Source organism: Ruegeria arenilitoris (assembly GCF_013030985.1).
Taxonomy (GTDB): domain Bacteria; phylum Pseudomonadota; class Alphaproteobacteria; order Rhodobacterales; family Rhodobacteraceae; genus Ruegeria; species Ruegeria arenilitoris_B.
The window spans coordinates 17067-34931 of record NZ_WPYP01000011.1 but is presented as its reverse complement, the minus strand read 5'-3'; the positions used below and the strand labels follow the sequence as shown (position 1 = coordinate 34931).

13 protein-coding genes are annotated in these 17865 nt (G+C 60.6%); all 13 read left to right on the top strand.

Annotated elements, in window-relative coordinates; genetic code table 11:
- Positions 1–20: 20 nt before the first annotated feature.
- Positions 21–1034 (top strand): zinc-binding alcohol dehydrogenase family protein, encoded by a 1014-nt coding sequence (locus GOX88_RS19265; protein WP_170405686.1) that lies wholly within the window; start codon positions 21–23, stop codon positions 1032–1034.
- A 1-nt stretch (position 1035) separates the two neighbouring features.
- The gene (locus GOX88_RS19260; RefSeq protein ID WP_170405682.1) at positions 1036–1416 is read left to right on the top strand and encodes a VOC family protein; all 381 of its coding nucleotides are present in this window, start codon (positions 1036–1038) and stop codon (positions 1414–1416) included.
- An 838-nt stretch (positions 1417–2254) separates the two neighbouring features.
- Entirely contained in the window at positions 2255–3307 is a 1053-nt protein-coding gene (nadA, locus tag GOX88_RS19255; RefSeq protein WP_170405679.1) for a quinolinate synthase NadA, read from the top strand.
- An 8-nt stretch (positions 3308–3315) separates the two neighbouring features.
- Positions 3316–4881 (top strand): L-aspartate oxidase, encoded by a 1566-nt coding sequence (locus GOX88_RS19250; RefSeq protein WP_170405676.1) that lies wholly within the window; start codon positions 3316–3318, stop codon positions 4879–4881.
- Entirely contained in the window at positions 4878–5726 is an 849-nt protein-coding gene (gene nadC, locus GOX88_RS19245) for a carboxylating nicotinate-nucleotide diphosphorylase (RefSeq protein WP_170405673.1), read from the top strand. Before GOX88_RS19250 ends, nadC begins: the two co-directional genes overlap by 4 nt.
- Before the next feature lie 85 nt (positions 5727–5811).
- A complete protein-coding gene (locus tag GOX88_RS19240; protein WP_170405670.1) occupies positions 5812–8064 on the top strand; it encodes a hybrid sensor histidine kinase/response regulator in 2253 nt (750 codons plus the stop codon).
- A gap of 101 nt (positions 8065–8165) precedes the next feature.
- Positions 8166–9269 (top strand): cytochrome-c peroxidase, encoded by a 1104-nt coding sequence (locus tag GOX88_RS19235; RefSeq protein WP_170406012.1) that lies wholly within the window; start codon positions 8166–8168, stop codon positions 9267–9269.
- Between the two features lie 11 nt (positions 9270–9280).
- On the top strand, positions 9281–10468 hold the full coding sequence (locus tag GOX88_RS19230; protein ID WP_170405667.1) for a cytochrome-c peroxidase: 1188 nt from the start codon (positions 9281–9283) through the stop codon (positions 10466–10468).
- A 5-nt stretch (positions 10469–10473) separates the two neighbouring features.
- Positions 10474–11043: an arsenate reductase (azurin) small subunit gene (locus GOX88_RS19225; protein ID WP_170327762.1), complete on the top strand. Its 570-nt coding sequence runs from the start codon at positions 10474–10476 to the stop codon at positions 11041–11043.
- A 14-nt stretch (positions 11044–11057) separates the two neighbouring features.
- The gene (locus tag GOX88_RS19220; RefSeq protein ID WP_170405664.1) at positions 11058–13739 is read left to right on the top strand and encodes an arsenate reductase (azurin) large subunit; all 2682 of its coding nucleotides are present in this window, start codon (positions 11058–11060) and stop codon (positions 13737–13739) included.
- Positions 13740–13904: 165 nt separating this feature from the next.
- Positions 13905–16106, top strand: a complete 2202-nt coding sequence (locus GOX88_RS19215) for a HEAT repeat domain-containing protein (RefSeq protein ID WP_170405661.1) — start codon at positions 13905–13907, stop codon at positions 16104–16106.
- Between the two features lie 14 nt (positions 16107–16120).
- Complete coding sequence (locus GOX88_RS19210) at positions 16121–16606, top strand: plastocyanin/azurin family copper-binding protein (protein ID WP_170405658.1); 486 nt, start codon at positions 16121–16123, stop codon at positions 16604–16606.
- Entirely contained in the window at positions 16599–17843 is a 1245-nt protein-coding gene (locus tag GOX88_RS19205) for a molybdopterin molybdotransferase MoeA (RefSeq protein WP_170405654.1), read from the top strand. Before GOX88_RS19210 ends, GOX88_RS19205 begins: the two co-directional genes overlap by 8 nt.
- Positions 17844–17865 lie beyond the last annotated feature (22 nt).

The window sequence follows — 17865 nt, the reverse complement described above, 5'->3', positions numbered from 1 at the left end:
ACCAGAACGAGGAGCACGCCATGAAAGCTGTTGGATATCGTACGGCCGGACCAATTGATCGGGCGGATGCATTGATCGATTTCGAAGCAGACAAACCCACCCCGTCTGGTCACGATTTGCTTGTCAAAGTGCAAGCCGTTTCGGTGAACCCGGTCGACACAAAAATTCGGCAACGGCGTGCTCCTGAGGGTCCGGCACCTGACATTCTAGGGTGGGACGCCGTAGGGATCGTCGAAGCTGTTGGCGAAGAGGTCGAGACTTTCAAACCGGGAGACACCGTTTGGTATGCCGGGGCGATCAATCGGCCCGGAACCAATGCCGAATACCATCTTGTGGATGAGTGCATCGTGGGGGCTGCTCCAAAGTCCATTCCAGCCTCTGCGGCAGCTGCGATGCCACTTACAACACTGACAGCATATGAAATGCTGTTCGACCGCCTGCGTGTAAACGAGCCCGTGCCTGGCGGAACCAAAACTCTGTTAGTCATTGGGGGCGCTGGCGGCGTGGGATCAATCACCATTCAGTTGGCGAGAGCCTTAACCAACCTCACTGTGATCGCCACAGCATCGCGACCCGAAACACAAGACTGGGTCCGGGAGTTGGGAGCGCACCATGTCATCAACCATGCAGATCCGATGGGTCCGCAACTCGAAGCGCTGGGTGTCGAAAGCGTGGATTTCATCTACTCGACCAATCAATCTCACCTGTACACGGCCCAGGCCGGGGAGGTGATGACGCCCCAAGGTCGTTTTGGTCTGATCGATGATCCCGAAGTTTTTGACATCATGCCGTTCAAACCCAAGTCGATCTCAGTACACTGGGAATTCATGTACACCCGCTCGCTATTTGCGACTGGTGATATGCACCGACAGAGTAAAATTCTGAATAATGTTGCCAGTTTGATAGACGAGGGAAAGATCAGGTCTACTGCGACCGAGACGCTTGGTACGATCTGTGCTGCCAACCTGATCAAAGCACATACAATCCTCGAAAGCGGCAAGGCAAAGGGCAAGTTCGTCCTTGAAGGATTTTGAAATGGAAATCAAACGGCTCGATCACGTGAACATAGTGACCAACAGACTGCCTGAACTGGTGGCGTGGTATGAAGAGATACTCGGTTTGAAATCTGGACCACGCCCCGACTTTCCGTTCCCTGGCGCATGGATGTATGCAGGTGAACATGCTTTGGTTCACCTTGTGGGTCGTGAAGGACAACCCAGTGTTGGCTCAGAGGTGAAGCTGAAACTCGAACACTTCGCATTCTCGGCACAGGGAATGAGTTCGTTTGAGAAGAAGCTCGTTGAACACAATTTTCCGTTCAGAAAAACGGATGTCCCGGGCACCGGCGTCATCCAATTCCATCTAGCTGATCCTGACGGTAACCATATCCATATCGACTTTGAGGAAAGTGAATAGCTGAAGAAATCTAGGCGCCACACTTCATTGTTTCTGGGCCTTGAATGCCTGGGTGGATTTCGATTGCCCAGATCATCTGGGCCTGTTCAAACAAACAGAAACTCAGGACTTGAAAGGCACGCGACATGGCAAAGAGCTTCGATCCACCGAATGTCTGGAGCCCTTTCTCCACCATCGCGTCAGAAGCGTATCGGATGAAAATGCGAACTTGAGGCCATTCCATTCCAGCAGAAAACTCACGGCCTGCTCACCGTGAATGGCTGGAAGTGTTCGGACCTGAACGCCGTTTTTGTCAGGACCAGGAGTTTCAGTTCCAGGGTAATATACAGTTTGGTTGGGGTAAGGTTCGGTTTTCGATCATTCAGTAGGGCCTTGGTTTTCGGCTGCCAACCTCTTGGCAGACGCCGCGTACATTCCTGCACCAAGTGCCATTGCTTGTACAATAAATTTGGAAAACAACATTGATAATCTCCCCCACTAGGACTCTGAGAAAACGTACAACTGCGCGGATTCGGCTCTTTAAGGGATCGAAATTTTGGAATGCACTTGGCAAGTCGTGCCCTGAAATGCCGAGTGGACCGCCCTATGCAGGTTGCTGTTTGGGATTCGGCCCCGCCATCGGGATGGCGCTGATCCGCAGCGGGCGGGCAAGGTGGCCGTCGCGACCGCGGTGGACATTGCCGGTTGAGCGTGTAAGGCCTTGGGATTACACGCTTCGGCAAGAAAATTCCGCCCACGCTAGCGATATCAGAACATTCTTCTGTTCTGGGTGGTGGTAAATTCGCCACAAACACCATATGAACAGCGTCACGAGTTCATCAGGCAGAAAAACAGTCCCGTGTTCGACCTACCCGCGCAGCGCGCGCATCTCTCCGAAAAGTATGACCTGGCCCCGTCGCCCGAGCTTGCCGAAAGCATGAGCGATATCTACGACCGCATGTCCCGCGTGGTTTCGCCCGTGGATTGGGCGATCTATGCGCCCTACGTGAAGGCGATCAATGATCTGAAGGCCGAGCGCAACGCCGTCATTCTGGGCCACAACTACATGACGCCCGAGATTTACCACGGCATTTCCGATTTCGGCGGCGACAGCCTGCAACTGGCGATCAAGGCGACCGAGGTCGAGGCGGATGTGATCGTGCAATGCGGTGTGCATTTCATGGCCGAGACGTCCAAGATTCTCAGCCCCCAGAAAACGGTGCTGATGCCGGATATGGAGGCAGGATGCTCGCTGGCGGAATCGATCACCGCCGAGGGGATCGAGGAAATGCGCCGCCGCTATCCCGGTGCGCCGGTGGTGTCCTATGTGAACACCACGGCCGAGGTCAAAGCGGCCTCCGACATCTGCTGCACATCGTCCAACGCAGCGCAGATTGTTGCCGCGCAAGACAGTGACACGGTTATCATGACCCCGGACCAGTATCTGGCGCAGAATGTCGCCCGCGACGTGCCGCAGAAGAATGTCGTGTGGTGGGAAGGGTCGTGCATCGTGCACGAACAGTACTCGGCCCGCGACCTGCGTGACTTCCGCGAATGGAACCCGGGTACGCGCCTGATCGCACATCCCGAATGCCCGCCAGACGTTGTGGCCGAGGCCGATTTCTCGGGTTCGACCAGTGGCATCATCAAATACGTTACCAATGAAAAGCCGGAAAAGGCGCTGCTGATCACCGAATGTTCGATGGCGTCCAATATTGCCGACGAGCTGCCCGAGGTCGAGTTTGTCGGCCCTTGCAACATGTGCCCCTACATGAAGAAGATCACGCTGGAAAAGGTGCTGTTTGCGCTGGACACCATGACCGGGCAGGTCGAGGTGGACGCGGACGTCGCCGACAAGGCGCGTTTGTCGGTGCAGCGCATGATCGATTTGTCACGTAAACTGGGTATTTGATCGGCGACATGCAGATCGTTGAGACGCCGCGTGTGGTCATTATCGGGGCCGGGCTGGCGGCGGTTTATACCGCGCTGAAACTGGCCCCGTGTCCGGTCGTGATGATCTCGCCCGAACCGTTGGGGTCCGGCGCAAGCTCGGCCTGGGCGCAGGGTGGTGTCGCGGCGGCGATGGCCCGGACGGACAGCCCCGAAGCCCATGCCGAGGATACCATGCGTGCCGGCGCCGGGTCGGTTCTGCGTGAGGTGGCCGAGTTCGTAACTCAGGCCGCACCGGAACATATCCATGACTTGTCCGACCTTGGCACCGGGTTCGACCGCACCGCCGACGGTGGGTTTGTGCAGTCCCGCGAGGCGGCGCATTCCGCAGCGCGGGTGGTGCGGGTCAAAGGTGATCAGGCCGGGTCAGAAATCATGCGCGCGCTGATTGAGGAACTGCGCCAGACCCCTTGGATTCAGGTGGTTGAAGGCGCGCAGGCCGTCGGATTGGAAAGCGACGGGGCCCGGGTCACCGGCGTTTACCTGACCAATGCTGATATGGCCGCAGCGCCAACCGTCCTGTTGCGCGGTGCGGCGCATGTTCTGGCCACCGGCGGGTCGTCGGGGCTCTATGCCCAGACCACCAATCCGGCGCGTATCCGCGGGCAGGGGATCGGCATGGCCGCCCGTGCCGGTGCGCGGATTGCCGATGCAGAATTTGTGCAGTTTCACCCCACTGCAATCGATGTGGGTGAAGACCCGACACCATTGGCGACTGAGGCGCTGCGTGGCGAAGGGGCTATTCTGATCGACCGTGACGGTCATCGGTTCATGCCGGACATCCACCCCGACGCCGAACTGGCCCCGCGCGACACGGTTGCGCGCGCCGTCTACCAGCAGGCGCAGGCGGGCAGGAGACCCGCTTTGGACACGCGCCAAGCCATCGGGGCCGAGATCGAGGCGCAATTTCCCGCCGTGACCGAGGCCTGTCTGCGCAATCGTGTCGATCCTGTACGCGACGCCATTCCGGTGACCGCTTCGGCGCATTATCACATGGGTGGGGTTGAAACTGATCTGGCAGGGCGCAGTTCGCTGACGGGGCTTTGGGTTTGCGGTGAGGCGGCCTCGACCGGGTTGCATGGGGCGAACCGTCTGGCCTCGAACGGATTGCTTGAGGCGCTGGTGTTCGCCCGCTCCTGCGCGCGCGACATTGCGGATGTGGTGACCACGCAGGAAGCGCCCGAGGTTGATGTCCAACTGACCCCCGGCGACGAAGCCGCGTTGGATCAGGATGTGGCTGCCCTGCGCCGCACCATGACGGAACATGTCGGCGTGGTGCGCGACGAAACGGGTCTGCGCCGCGCCCTGACGCAGATTGCCGCGCTTGAGGCCAAGCACGCCGAGTCCGAGGTCTTCCACAACATGACCGCCACTGCCACGTTGATCGCCGCCGCCGCTTTGCTGCGCGAGGAAAGCCGCGGTGCGCATTACCGATCCGACTTCCCTGACCTTATTCCCGGCCCCGGCCAACGCTCGGCCCTGACCCTGACCGAGGCACTGGCCCTGCGGGACCGCATTGCAAAGGATGCAGCATGAATTACCCGGCTTTGCCCGATATGATCCTGGAACCCATAGTGCGCGCGGCGTTGATGGAGGATCTGGGCGCCAATGGCGATATCACCACCCTGACCGTGATCCCGGCTGATGCTACCTATAACGCCCGGCTGAACGCGCGTGAGGATGCGGTGGTTTCAGGGATGCAGATCGCCGCGCTTGCATTCCGGCTGGTCGATCCGGCGTTGCAGATCACCACTCACTTGGTTGACGGCCAGCGCTGCGCCAGGGGCGATACGCTGATGGAAATCAAAGGCAGCGCAGCTTCGATCCTGTCGGGTGAGCGGGTGGCGTTGAACTTTGCCGGGCGCATGACCGGTGTGGCGACCGCAACTGCGGCGCTGGTGGCCGAAACCGAAGGCACCAAGGCGCGGATCACCTGCACCCGCAAGACCACGCCCGGCCTGCGCATTGTCGAGAAACAGGCGGTGCTGCATGGCGGCGGTTTCAACCACCGTTTCTCTTTGTCCGATGCGATCCTGATCAAGGACAACCACATCGCCGCCGCCGGGGGCGTACGGGCGGTGCTCGAAGCGACCAAGGCGCGCGCCTCGCACATGATGAAGGTCGAGATTGAGGTGGACACGCTGGATCAGCTGGCCGAAGTGCTTGAAGTCGGCGGCGCCGATGTGGTGCTGCTGGACAACATGCCGCCCGAAGTTCTGAAACAGGCGGTTGCGCTGGTGGATGGCCGGATCGTGACCGAGGCCTCGGGCAATATCAGCCGTGACACGGTGGCGGCCGTGGCGGCGACCGGCGTGGATTACATCTCGTCCGGGGCGCTGACCCATTCCTATCGCACCATTGATATCGGGTTGGACTTCTAAGCGCCTCAGCCTGAACAAAAGTGGCGCGTGTCTGCAAAACGTGACACACCCTAGGCCTGAAAGATGTTCAGGTCAGGGTGCAGGCATGAAAGACGTCCCCGAAGTAGTCGAGGGTTATCCAAGACGGTCGCTTGCCGTGGCCTTTGCAATCGGCATCGCGCTGGTGATCATCCTGTCGGTGTTCCTGTATATGTCGCGCGAAACCGGGAATCGCATTGGCGAGATGCGACAGGCCTGGCACAGCTATTCAGTGGAAACCACGCCGCGCGGCTATTGGATATCCGACATCCGTGCGGATTTCGGCTATGGCGGTCTGATTCACAACTTCAAGAACTACGTGCTGCGGCAGGACCCGAATTATGGCCCGATTCTGCGCCAGCAATCTGCCCGCTTACTGGGGACGATTCAGGCCTATCGTAACTCGGGCCCGTCGCAGGTGGAACTGGACGCCCTGCGGCAGATCGAAGACGTTGCCCTGGAATATACCGGCAACATCCCCCTGATTGAGGAGGGTATTGCCGCAGGCCAGACCGCCGAACAGATCGACACCCGTGTCCGGGTCGATGACAGTGGCGCGCTGGCGGCTTTGGCGGCGCTTGAAAACCTGTGGGTCGAAGAGCGGGATCGTAGCCTCTCGGGCATGGTGCGGGCGTTTTCGGATGGCGAGCGGCTGGTGCGTAACTTCTCGGTCCTGCTGGTCGGGCTGATCGTTCTTGTCGGTGTGGTCGCCATTCTGACCACCTTGCTGATCGCCAACATCCTGCGCACCAACAGACGTCTGAAGGCCGAGCTGACCTTGCGCGAGCAGGTTGAACTGGCCGAACGCAAACTGGCCCGCGCGGTGGAACAAAGCCCGACCTCGATCCTGATCACCGATACCGATCTGAATATCGAATACGCCAATCGCAAATTCTTTGACCTCAGCGGGTATACGGCGGACGAGGTCTATGGCCATACGCCCAAAATGCTGCAGTCGGGGTATTCCGGGCAGGCGGTCTACAAGGACCTGATGGGGCGGCTGAAACAGGGTCAAAGCTGGTATGGCGTGTTCCGGAACCTGCGCAAGGATGGCGCGCATTACTGGGTTTCGACGGCGATTTTCCCGCTGGTGGATCAGAACGGCTCGGTCACGCATTACATTGGTATCGGCGAAGACATTACCGAAACCCGTCGCACCCGCGAACAATTCGCCCAGGTGCAGAAGATGGAGGCCGTCAGCATTCTGGCCGGCTCGGTTGCGCATGATTTCAACAATGTGCTGATGAGCGTGATCGGCAACGCCGATCTGATCGAACTGGACGCGGACGGGAATGAGGACGTCCAGACCTCGGTCAGCCATATCCGGATTGCGGCGCGGCGCGCGCAGGCACTGGTGCGCAAGATGCTGACCTTTGCCCGCCAGCGCCCCCGCAACCCGCAGCGCGGTGATCTGGTGAAAGCCACGCAAGAGGCGCTGGAGTTGATCAGGGTCTCGGCCCCGCCCAGCATTGAGACCCGCTTTGATGTTGAGATTGACGCGGCGTTTTCCGATTTTGACACCACCCTGTTTTTCCAGACCCTGCTGAACCTGTGCCACAATGCGTTCGAGGCGATGGGCGACCAGCCCGGCGAGGTGGTGCTGCGGATCAGCCGGGCGGATGACAATGCGCTCGATGACTTGCCGGACGAGGCGATCGGCGTGATCCGTCTGGATGTCACCGACACCGGGCCGGGGATGAGCGACGAGGTACAGCAAAAGGTGTTCGAGCCGTTCTTCTCGACCAAACCGGTGGGTAAGGGCACCGGCCTGGGGTTGACCATCGTGCATAACAGTGTCGAGGAATCTCATGGTCGGGTCGAGTTGCACTCGGAACCCGGCAAGGGCACCCGGTTCAGCCTGTTCTACCCGATGATGCCCGCACTCAGCCCCGAACAGCAGGCCGAACTGCGCGCGGTGGCCGGGGATGAACACGTTCTGCTGGTCGATGACGATGAAAACGTTCTGTATGTCACGCGCCGGTTGCTGACCCGCTATGGCTATCGGGTCGAGGCCTACTCCGATCCGCAACGGGCGCTGGAGGCATTCCGTACGGCACCCGATAGCTATGATGTCATTTTGACCGACCTGATGATGCCGGGGCTGACCGGCACCGATCTGATCAGTGCGGCGCGGACCCTGCGGCCCGATATCCCGACTATTTTGGTCAGCAGCTACTTTGACGATGCGGAAACGCCCGATGACGGAGACTCGACCGTGCGCGTTCAGAAACCCGTTGATGTCCAAAGTCTTGCGCGCATTATCCGCACGTCACTGAGCCAGGCTTCGAAACAAAATTTAACATCTCTTCACAGACCTTAACCTGGATCAAATCACCACGAAACATCTGCCCTTTAAGGTTTGCTCAGCCGGTCCTCGGTCAACCCGTGTGGTCGGAATAGCGATAAAGGGGCTTTCAGATGATGACCAAAGCCAGAACATGGTTCTCGGCGCTGTCGACAGTTTCATTGCTGACGATCTGCGCTGCGTTACCGGTACACCAGGCCCAGGCCGATGAGCCGGGCCCGGTAGAAGCCATAGAGTTCGACCCAGCCAAGGCGGCTCTTGGCAAGCGTTTGTTTTTTGATCCAAGACTTTCCGGCGATACCGAGCTGTCCTGCGCCAGCTGCCACCAGCCGGAGAACGGCTTCACCGACGGGCAGGCCCTGTCGGATGCCTATGCGGGCAACCTGCACTTCCGCAACGTGCCAACGCTGATCAACAGCGCCAAACGCGCCGCGTGGTTCCATGACGGGCGCATCGGCACCAACCTGAATGACGTGACCCGCGAAAGCATCACCGAGACCTATTCGATGAACATGGACATGCGTCTGATGCAGGAACGCATCAAGCAGGACCCGGTCTATGTCGAGATGTTTGAAGCTGCCGGATTTGGCGAGCCCTCGAATGGCGGCGTCCGCAACGCGATTCCCGAATATCTGAAAACGCTGATCTCGCGCGGGGCTCCGTTCGATACCAGCGAGATGTCGGACGAGGCCAAGGCGGGTTATGAGCTGTTCCAGGCAAACGGCTGTAACTCCTGCCACGCTGGCAGACGGTTCACCGATGACCTGCCGCACAATATTGGCGTCGGCGACAACCCCGATATCTGGGCGACACCGGAACGTCACATCACCTTTGTGGCGATGATGAAATTCCTGGGCGTTGCGAATTATATGAACCTGCGCGCCGATCCGGGCGCTTATATCCGCACCCACACCGCCGACACGTTCGGCACTTTCATGACCCCCACGCTGCGCGAGCTGACCTACACCGCGCCGTATATGCACAACGGCACGCTGGCGACGCTCGAGGATGTGGTGGCCTTCTACAACGCCGGTGGCGGCGACGATGAAAACAAGGATCCGCGCATCAAGCCGCTTGGCCTCACCGAGACCGAGCAAGCGCAGCTGGTGGCCTTCCTCAAGGCCCTGTCCGGCGAGCCGCTGACCGGCCCGGAATTCGTCGCCGAGAGTATCGATACGGACTATGCGCCGATCGAGAACTGGCAAGACGCGACAAACTGAGGAGTGGACCCATGAAAGACCTTAAGTCTTACCTTTCAGGTACAATCGCCACCGCTGCTCTGGTTGCCGCCCTCGGTTCGCACGCCTTTGCAGAAACCAGCATGGAGATTGAGGCCGGTGTCGGCGGGGCAGATCCCGATCCGGATGCGCCATTGGTGGCGCTGGGCGAACCGCCCATCCCGCTGGACAACCCCCAAACCGATGCCAAGATCGAACTGGGCAAGATGCTGTTCTTCGATCCGCGTCTGGGCGGTAACCCGTCGACCCCGTGTTCGGCCTGTCACAACCCCTATATCGGGTGGGATGTCGAGGCACCGATCTCATTCGGCTATCCCGGCACGACCCACTGGCGCAACAGCCAGACCATCGTGAACTCGGCCTATTACGGCAAACTGTTCTGGGCGGGCTCATCCAAGAGCCTTGAGAGCCAGGCCAAATCCGCCGCAGGCGGTGCGGTCGCCGGGAACGGCGAGGCCGACATGATGGAGGCCCGTCTGGCCTTTGTCCCCGAATACGTCGAACGCTTCAACGACGTCTTCGGCGATCAGTGGCCGCGCGTCAGTAACGCATGGCGGGCCATCGCTGCGTTTGAACGGACCATCGTTCAGACCGATACCCCCTTCGACAATTATCTGCGCGGAGATGATGCGGCGCTGACCGAGGAACAAAAACGCGGGCTGGAACTGTTCACCGGCAAGGCGCAATGTTCCGAATGCCACAACGGCGCGCTGCTGTCGGATGAGAAATACTACAACACCGGCGTGCCCGCCTATGACGGTTGGCAGGATGACGGTCTGGCGCAGGTTACCTTCCGGTATGAGCTGTATGCCAAAGGCTCGACCGAAGAGATGTATCGCCACACCAAGGACGACCCCGGCTTCTATTTCCGCACCAAGGAAAAGGCCGACAAGGGCAAGTTCCGCACACCGTCCCTGCGTTACACCCTCTATACCGAACCCTACATGCATAACGGCATGTTGGCGACGCTCGAGGATGTGGTTGAATTCTACAACCAGGGCGGCGGTGAGAATGAGTTCTCGGATAACAAATCCCCGCTGATCCAACCCCTTGGTCTGAATGATCAGGAGAAATCGGATCTGGTGGCCTTCCTGAAATCCCTGTCCGGCGAGGAAATCCTGATCGAGGAACCCGACCTGCCGGATTACCAGCCGCTGCCTGCGGCTGCCACAGAGGAGTAAGCGTCATGACAGATCATAACGCAACCGGATGCAGCTGTTCGGGCGAGGCCAAGAAGGCCTGCACCGTGAACCGCCGCCAGTTCCTGTTCGCCTCAGGTGCCACGACCTTTGCCGTGATGGTGGCCATGCCCACCCGCCACGGTCAGGCCGAACAGGTGCCCGCCCTCGTGTCCACCTATCCGCGCAAGCTGATCGGCAAACTGTCCGAGCTGGAGCAGGATGTCCCGGTCGAGTTCTATTACCCGGATGAGGGCGACTATTCGGACTCGATCCTGGTCAAGACCGGCGTGGAAAGCGGCGGCGGCATCGGTCCGCAAAAGGATGTGGTGGCGTTCAACCTGACCTGTACGCATCAGGGCGGATCGCTCTACGACACCTACAAAGCGGATCACAAGGTGCTGGGTCCATGCCCGCTGCACCTGTCCACCTATGACGTGACACGGCACGGCATCCTCGTTTCGGGGCAGGCCTACCAGTCGCTGCCGCAGGTCCTTTTGGAACTGGACGGTGATGACATCTACGCCGTTGGCATGTTCGGCCTGATCTATGGCCGCTACGACAACCTGATTGCATAAGGGGAAACGGTATCATGGCAACCCCGTATTACGTACCCGAAACCAACGTCCCGCTGCCGCCCAAAGGCGCCGAGGTCATTTCGACTGCCTGCGATTACTGCATCGTGGCCTGTGGTTACAAAGTCTATCGCTGGCCCGTGACGGCCAAATCCGGTGGCCCCTCCGCGGACGAAAACGCATTTGGCGAGGATTTCCCCGTTGCACCGCTGGGTGCCTGGGTCGCGCCGAACCAGCACAATATCGTTCTGCACAAGGGCCAGCCGCACCATGTAGTGATCATCCCCGACAAGGACACGCAATACGTCAACACCGACGGCGACAGTTCCTTGCGGGGCGGGTGTATCGCGCAGAAATGCTATAACCCGCAGACACCGACACGCGACCGACTGAAGACGCCGCTGATGCGGATCTATGGCACCTTGATGCCGGTCCCGTGGGATCTGGCGCTGGATGTGGCGGCTGAGGTGGGCAATCATGTGATCGCCAAACACGGCACCAATGCCTATGGCGTGAAGACCTTCAGCTATCAGTATATCGAGAACACCTATGCGATCTCGAAATACGCGCTGCGCCATATCAACACCGCGAACTTCACCTTCCATGACACGCCGTCCGACGTGACCTCGACCCCCGGTTTCCGGGATGCGGGTTTCGACAATTTCGGCCCGTCGTATGAGGACTGGCGGGATGCGGAAACCCTTCTGGTTTGCGGCACCGACCCGTATGAGACCAAGACCATCCTCTATACCCAGTGGATGATGAAAGGGATGCAGAACGGTCAGAAGGAAATCTATCTGATCCCGCGCCGGTCCGCCGGTGTGGCCCATGCGGAAAAGATGGGCGGCCTGCATATCGACGTTCTGCCCGGCACTGACCTGCTGGTCGTCAACGCCATCGCCCGCGTCATCGTGGAAAATGGCTGGGAAGACAGCGACTGGATTCAGAAATGGGTCAACAACAAGTGGGAAAGCTCATCCGGCTTCGGTCAGGGCACAAGGAACACGCCATGGCAGTGGCGCACGACCTGGGGCAAGTTCCAGACCAAGGGGTTTGAAGACTGGAAAGAGTGGCTGCTGTCGCAGGACGAATTCGCGCCCGAAACTGCTGCGGCCATGGCCGAGATCGATGTGCAGAAGATCTACACCGCTGCCGAATGGCTTGCCAAACCCAAGGAAGACGGCTCGCGCCCGAAAACCTCGATCATGATCGAGAAAGGGTTCTACTGGTCCAACAACACCGGCAACACACAGGCGATTTCCGCGCTGGGCATCATCTGTGGCTGTGGCGGTCGTCCGGGTCAGGTCATTGGCCGGGCCGGTGGTCACCAGCGGGGCGGTGTGAAGGGCGGGAAATACCCGCGCAACAAATCGCCCGAGAAACTGCCGGGTCGCCGTCGCCGCGCCATGGATACCGACCGGTATCTGATCGCAGGTCATACTCGCATGGCCCATGTGATCGGCACCACATGGATCCAGTCCATGTGCGGATCGCAGCAACTGGCCGACAAGTTCGAGGAGCTCACCGTCCGCAACCCGAACCAGATCGCCTCTTTCGACAAGCAAGAGATGATCGACACGTTGAAGGCCCGCGCCGACAGCGGCGGTATGGTGGTGATCAACCAGGACATCTATCTGCAGGATCCGATCGGCAACCGCTACGCCGACATCGTGTTCCCCGCAGCGACCTGGGGTGAAGAGGACTTCTTGCGGGCCAATGGCGAACGTCGCCTGCGCCTGTATCAGAAGTTCTATGATGCCCCCGGTGCGGCGAAACCCGACTGGTGGATCATCGCGCAACTGGCGCAGAGGATGGGTTTTGACGGGTTCGACTGGCAGAATTCGAACGAGGTCGCCGAAGAGGCCGTGCGCTTTACCCGCGGGTCGCGCAAGGACTTCCACGCGGTCTATCGTCTGGCCAAGATGGAAGGTAAAGGCCTGCACCAGAAGGTCCGTGAGTTTGGCACCGACGGTGTGCAATGCCCGGTCATGCTGGACGCCGATGGGGTCACGCTGATTGAAACCAAGCGTCTGCACGACACGACCCGTACGCTGCCCGATACCGGCGCCGCAGGTAAGGATGTGTTCAACAAGAAGCTGACGCATTTCAACAGCCAGACCGGCAAGTGCAACATCCAGAAATCGCCCTGGGGTCTGTTCTCGGACTATTGGGAATGGCTGAAACCTAACAAGGAAGAAGGCGAGCTTTGGGCCACATCCGGCCGGATCAACGAACGTTGGCAGTCCGGCTTCGACGACCGCCGCCGCCCGTATATCGTGCAGCGCTGGCCGGAAAACTGGGTTGAGATTCACCCCGACGATGCGGCCGAGCGTGGCATCGAAAGCGGTGACTATGTGATGGTCTATTCGGAACGGGTTCCGGGCAACAAGACTACGCTGCTGGGTGTGGAAGGCGATGACTTCCAGTTCTCGAAACTGATGGAGAACGGGCATATCGAACTGACCAAAGCGGCAATCACCGCCGTGGCCATGGTCACGCCCGCCATCAAGAAAAGCGTTGTTTACATGGACTTCCTGCACATGCAGCAGCCGGCCAACGCGCTTGAGGGTCGGATCGTCGACTGGATCAGCGGCAACTACAACTACAAGATGGGCGTTGCCAAACTGCGGAAACTGGGTCCGAGCCCCTACAAGACCTCGTTCCGCACGATGTCCTTTGCACCGCGCGACATCGCCTGATGACAGCTTTCCGGGGGGCGGACGCCATGCCGCCCCACGGGTTCGGTCCCACTGCAGAAGGGGCCTTGAACCGGCCCCCCGGTTCACCTGGAAGGCAGGTTTCGGTTGGGAAACCTGTCTTCCACTTTCCCCAACCTTTCCCAACCGCAGACATGGCAGCTTGATATGAACATGCATTCCGATACCGCTTTGCGCGATGAGGCTACCGGCCTGTTTTCCGAATACGCAAAATCCGAATATGACGTGATCCGCCTGCGCGCCATTCAGGCCCTGACCGCCATTGGCGCAGGTGATAGCCCCGCGCTGGTCGAGGCGCTGTTGGATGACGATGAAGATGTGCGCCAGGACGCGGCCCAAGCGCTGGGCGCGCTGGGCGTGCACGAGGCCGCGCCGCAACTGCTGGAAAACCTGATCCACGATCCCTGCGGAGAGGTGAAGCTGGCCTGTGTGACGGCCTTGGCCGAACTGAAATCCGACGATGCCACGCCCTATTTGCGCACGCTTGTGACCGGACGCGGGGACGAGATCACCTGGGACGAAGACGAATTGCATCAGGACGAATGGGACGATTGGCTCGATACCCAGATCGCCGCGATCAAGGCGCTGGGTCAGATGGGCGACGCTGAGGCGATTGAACCCATCGTCATGGCCTTGATGGATGAAGACGGGCAGGAACTGGGGGATGTGGCTTGCGAGGCGCTGGGCCGGATCGGGGAACCTTCGGTGCCGACTTTGGGCGTGTTCACCCTATCCTCCAACCGCCGCTTGCGCCACCGCGCCCTGCGCACGCTGGCCTCAATTGGCGGGACCGAGGCCGAAGCCATCCTGCGCAAGGCCGTCACCGACAAGGACGGGGCCGTGCGTCTGATCGCCTATCAGGCGCTGATGCCGAAAGATGCTGCGCTTGTCGATCAGGCCCTGACCGATGCGGTCGAAGATATCCGCATCGCGGCGTTGAACCTGTCCGGTTTTTCGGAGCCCGAACTGCTGGATCGCATGATGCGCGACCCTGGTGCCAAGGTGCAATTGGCGTTGATCCAGCGTTTGGACCGTAGTCAGCCAATCGTGGATCAGGAAGATCTGCGCTGGCAGGTGCTGGACTTCCTCGCCACCGGCCAACAGCCCGAAGTGTCCGCGCAGGCGCTTGGCTTGCTGGCCGCGCTGGCCCCGGAACTGGTGGCCGACCGGCTGAATGCGCTGTTTTCAGTCGATGCGGATGATCTCAAGGCCGAGCGCATCCAATGGGCCATTGTCGATGCGCTGGCGACCTCGCCTTTGCGCGAAGCAGCAGAGTGGTTGCAGCGCGCCTGCCGTTCGCCTTTCCGGTCGGTGCGGCTGAAGGCCGTGGCTTCTCTGGCAATGATCGTCACCGATGCGGACCGCCCGCATGTGAACCAGCAGCAGGGTCGCGAATTGCTGCTGTCCTTTGCTTTGGCCCCGATGACCGATTCGGAAGAAGAACCCATCGAGACGCCGCAAACCGACATCGCCGCGCTGGAAGCGGCCGGTCTGGATGTATCCGAGGGCGGCGAGAATGGCCCGACCTCCAGCCTCGGCGCGATCCTCGGCCATGACGCCATTGCCGCCGAAATGACGCAGGAGGCCGAGGAGGACGAAGTCCAACCCCTGAGCCCGCGCGAACAGGCATTGTTGGCCAAGGCGACCCGTCATCCCAAACGCCGCCGCGTTGCATTGGATGACGATGCCGAGGCGCTGGAACGCGAAACCCGTATGTCCGCCATCCGTCTGCTGGGTGAGGTGGCGGGGATGCAGGTCATGCTGGCGCAGATCGCCAAGGACCCCGAGACTGAAGTCGCGCAGCAGGCTTTTGCTGCGCTGGGCGTCGCGGTGGCGCGTCACGGTGCGGAGCTGGATGAAAGCCAACTGGTCGATCTGATCACCCAGGGCTTGTCACACACGGATTCTGCCCTCTCGCTGCAGGCTCTGAAACTGCTGCAACAGGCTGATCTGCCACCGCAGGATGCGCTACGCGGCAAGCTGCGGGCGATGGTGAAAACCGGGGATACCCCGTTCCGCATCGACGCCATGCACATTCTGACCAGATGGGATGGCACCCCGGATGTGGCGCGCAGCCTGCTGGATGACGTCTCGGCCCCGGTGCGTCAGTCGGCGATGCGGCTGCTGTCGGAAACTGCGCCGGATCAGGCCGGGGCGACCATCGTGCCCTTCCTGCTGGCCAATCCCGAGCAGCGGATCGTGACCTATGTCAATGACAGCGCCCCCGCGGTCGTGACAATTGGGCGGGAATTGCTGACCGGGCTGCGCGACGAAGACCGCCGCGCCCAGTGGCCAGTGATGATCAGCGCGCTGGCCGATCTGCTGGGGAATCCCTCGCGGGTGGCCTGAACCCGGAGGGACAGATGAAAATTTCGCTGAAACTGAGTGCAGCGATCATTGCGGGGGTGATGGCCTTTGCCCCCGCCGCACAGGCCGAGGATATTCCCGAAGTTGCCGTGGTGCACCAGATCATAGACCTGAATGCCGACACCCCGGCCCATGCCTTTCGGTTCGAGCCGAAGCTGCTGCAGGTCCCGGCCGGATCGACCGTCCGTTTCAAGGGCTCGACCGGGCGGCATACGGTGACCTCGATCATCCGCATGATCCCGGTGGGTGCACGCGCGTTCGAGATCCGCGGCCAGCCCGAAATGGATCTGACCTTCGACAAGGAAGGCGTCTACGGCATCCGTTGCCGCGTGCATGGGCGACATGGAATGGTGATGTTGCTGATTGTGGGCGACCCCAGCTCGAACCTGGAAGAGGCGCGCGCCTATCTGCCGAAATTGGGTGAGGCCGAACGGGCCGGGTTTGAAGAGCTGTTCGAACAATTGGAGGATCAAAATGGCTGATGGATGCGCCTGCGACCGGCACGCTCAAATGTATTTGACGGTGTCCGAAGCTCTGACCCGGGGGCTGGCCGTGGCCGATCCGGTTGCCGGGACCGAGGCGTTGCCGCTGATCGACGCCATCGGCCGAGTGCTGGCCGAGGACTGCACCAGCAAGGTGGACATGCCGGCCTTCGATAACTCGGCCATGGACGGCTATGCGGTTCGGACGGCGGAACTGGGTGATGGTCCGACCTTTGACATACCCGTCGCCGGGCGTGTGGCCGCCGGGGACAGCGGTGCCCATGATGCGCCCGCAGGTGCAGCGTTGCGGATATTCACCGGCGCTCTGGTGCCAGCGGATTTCGATGCCGTTCTGATGCAGGAAGATTGCGAGATCACCGCCGACGGCATCCGCTTTACCCGCCGTCCCAGGCCCGGCCAGCATATCCGCCGCGCAGGCGAGGACCTGAAGGCCGGTGCCCCGATCCTGCGGCGTGGATGCGAGATCACCGCACGCGAGGCCGCCGCGCTGGCCTCGGCCGGGTATGGTGAGGTCAAGGTGTATCGCAAGCTGAGGGTCACGATATTTTCAACCGGCAGCGAGCTGCGCCAACCCGGTGAGGCATTGGGCCCCGGCCAGATTTACAACTCGAACCGTTACATGCTGCGGGCGCTGCTGGACAAGCCGTGGATCGACCTGACCGACAAAGGCCCGGTTGAGGATGATCCAGAACTGCTAGGGCAAGTGCTGCGTGAGGCCTGCGATACCTCCGATCTGATCGTCACCACGGGGGGCGTGTCGGTGGGCGACGAAGACCACATGCCGCGCCTGTTTGCCGAAATAGGCGGCCAGACCGATGTGATGAAAGTGGCGATGAAGCCGGGTAAACCGATCATGTTTGGCCGCCGTGGCGATGCGCTCTATGTCGGGCTGCCGGGCAATCCGGTCTCGGCCTATGTGACCTGGCAGATCATCGGATCGCACATGATGGCACGCAGGGCCGGTCTGCACCACGCCCCGCACACGCCGGAACAGGCGGTTCTGGCCGAACCGCTGGAGCGTCGCGCAGGGCGTCAGGAATACCGCCCCGTCACGATCGAGGGCACCTCGCCCGACGGCACCCCGCAGCTGCGTCTGATGGCAGCATCCTATAGCGGTCGGGTCGCGTTGCTGGCGCAGGCGGATGGTCTGGCCATCATTCCGGCCGAAACCGAGACGCTGCCGCAAGGCCACGGGTTGCAGTTCCTGCGTTTCTGACGCTGCTGAACAGGTCAGCCAC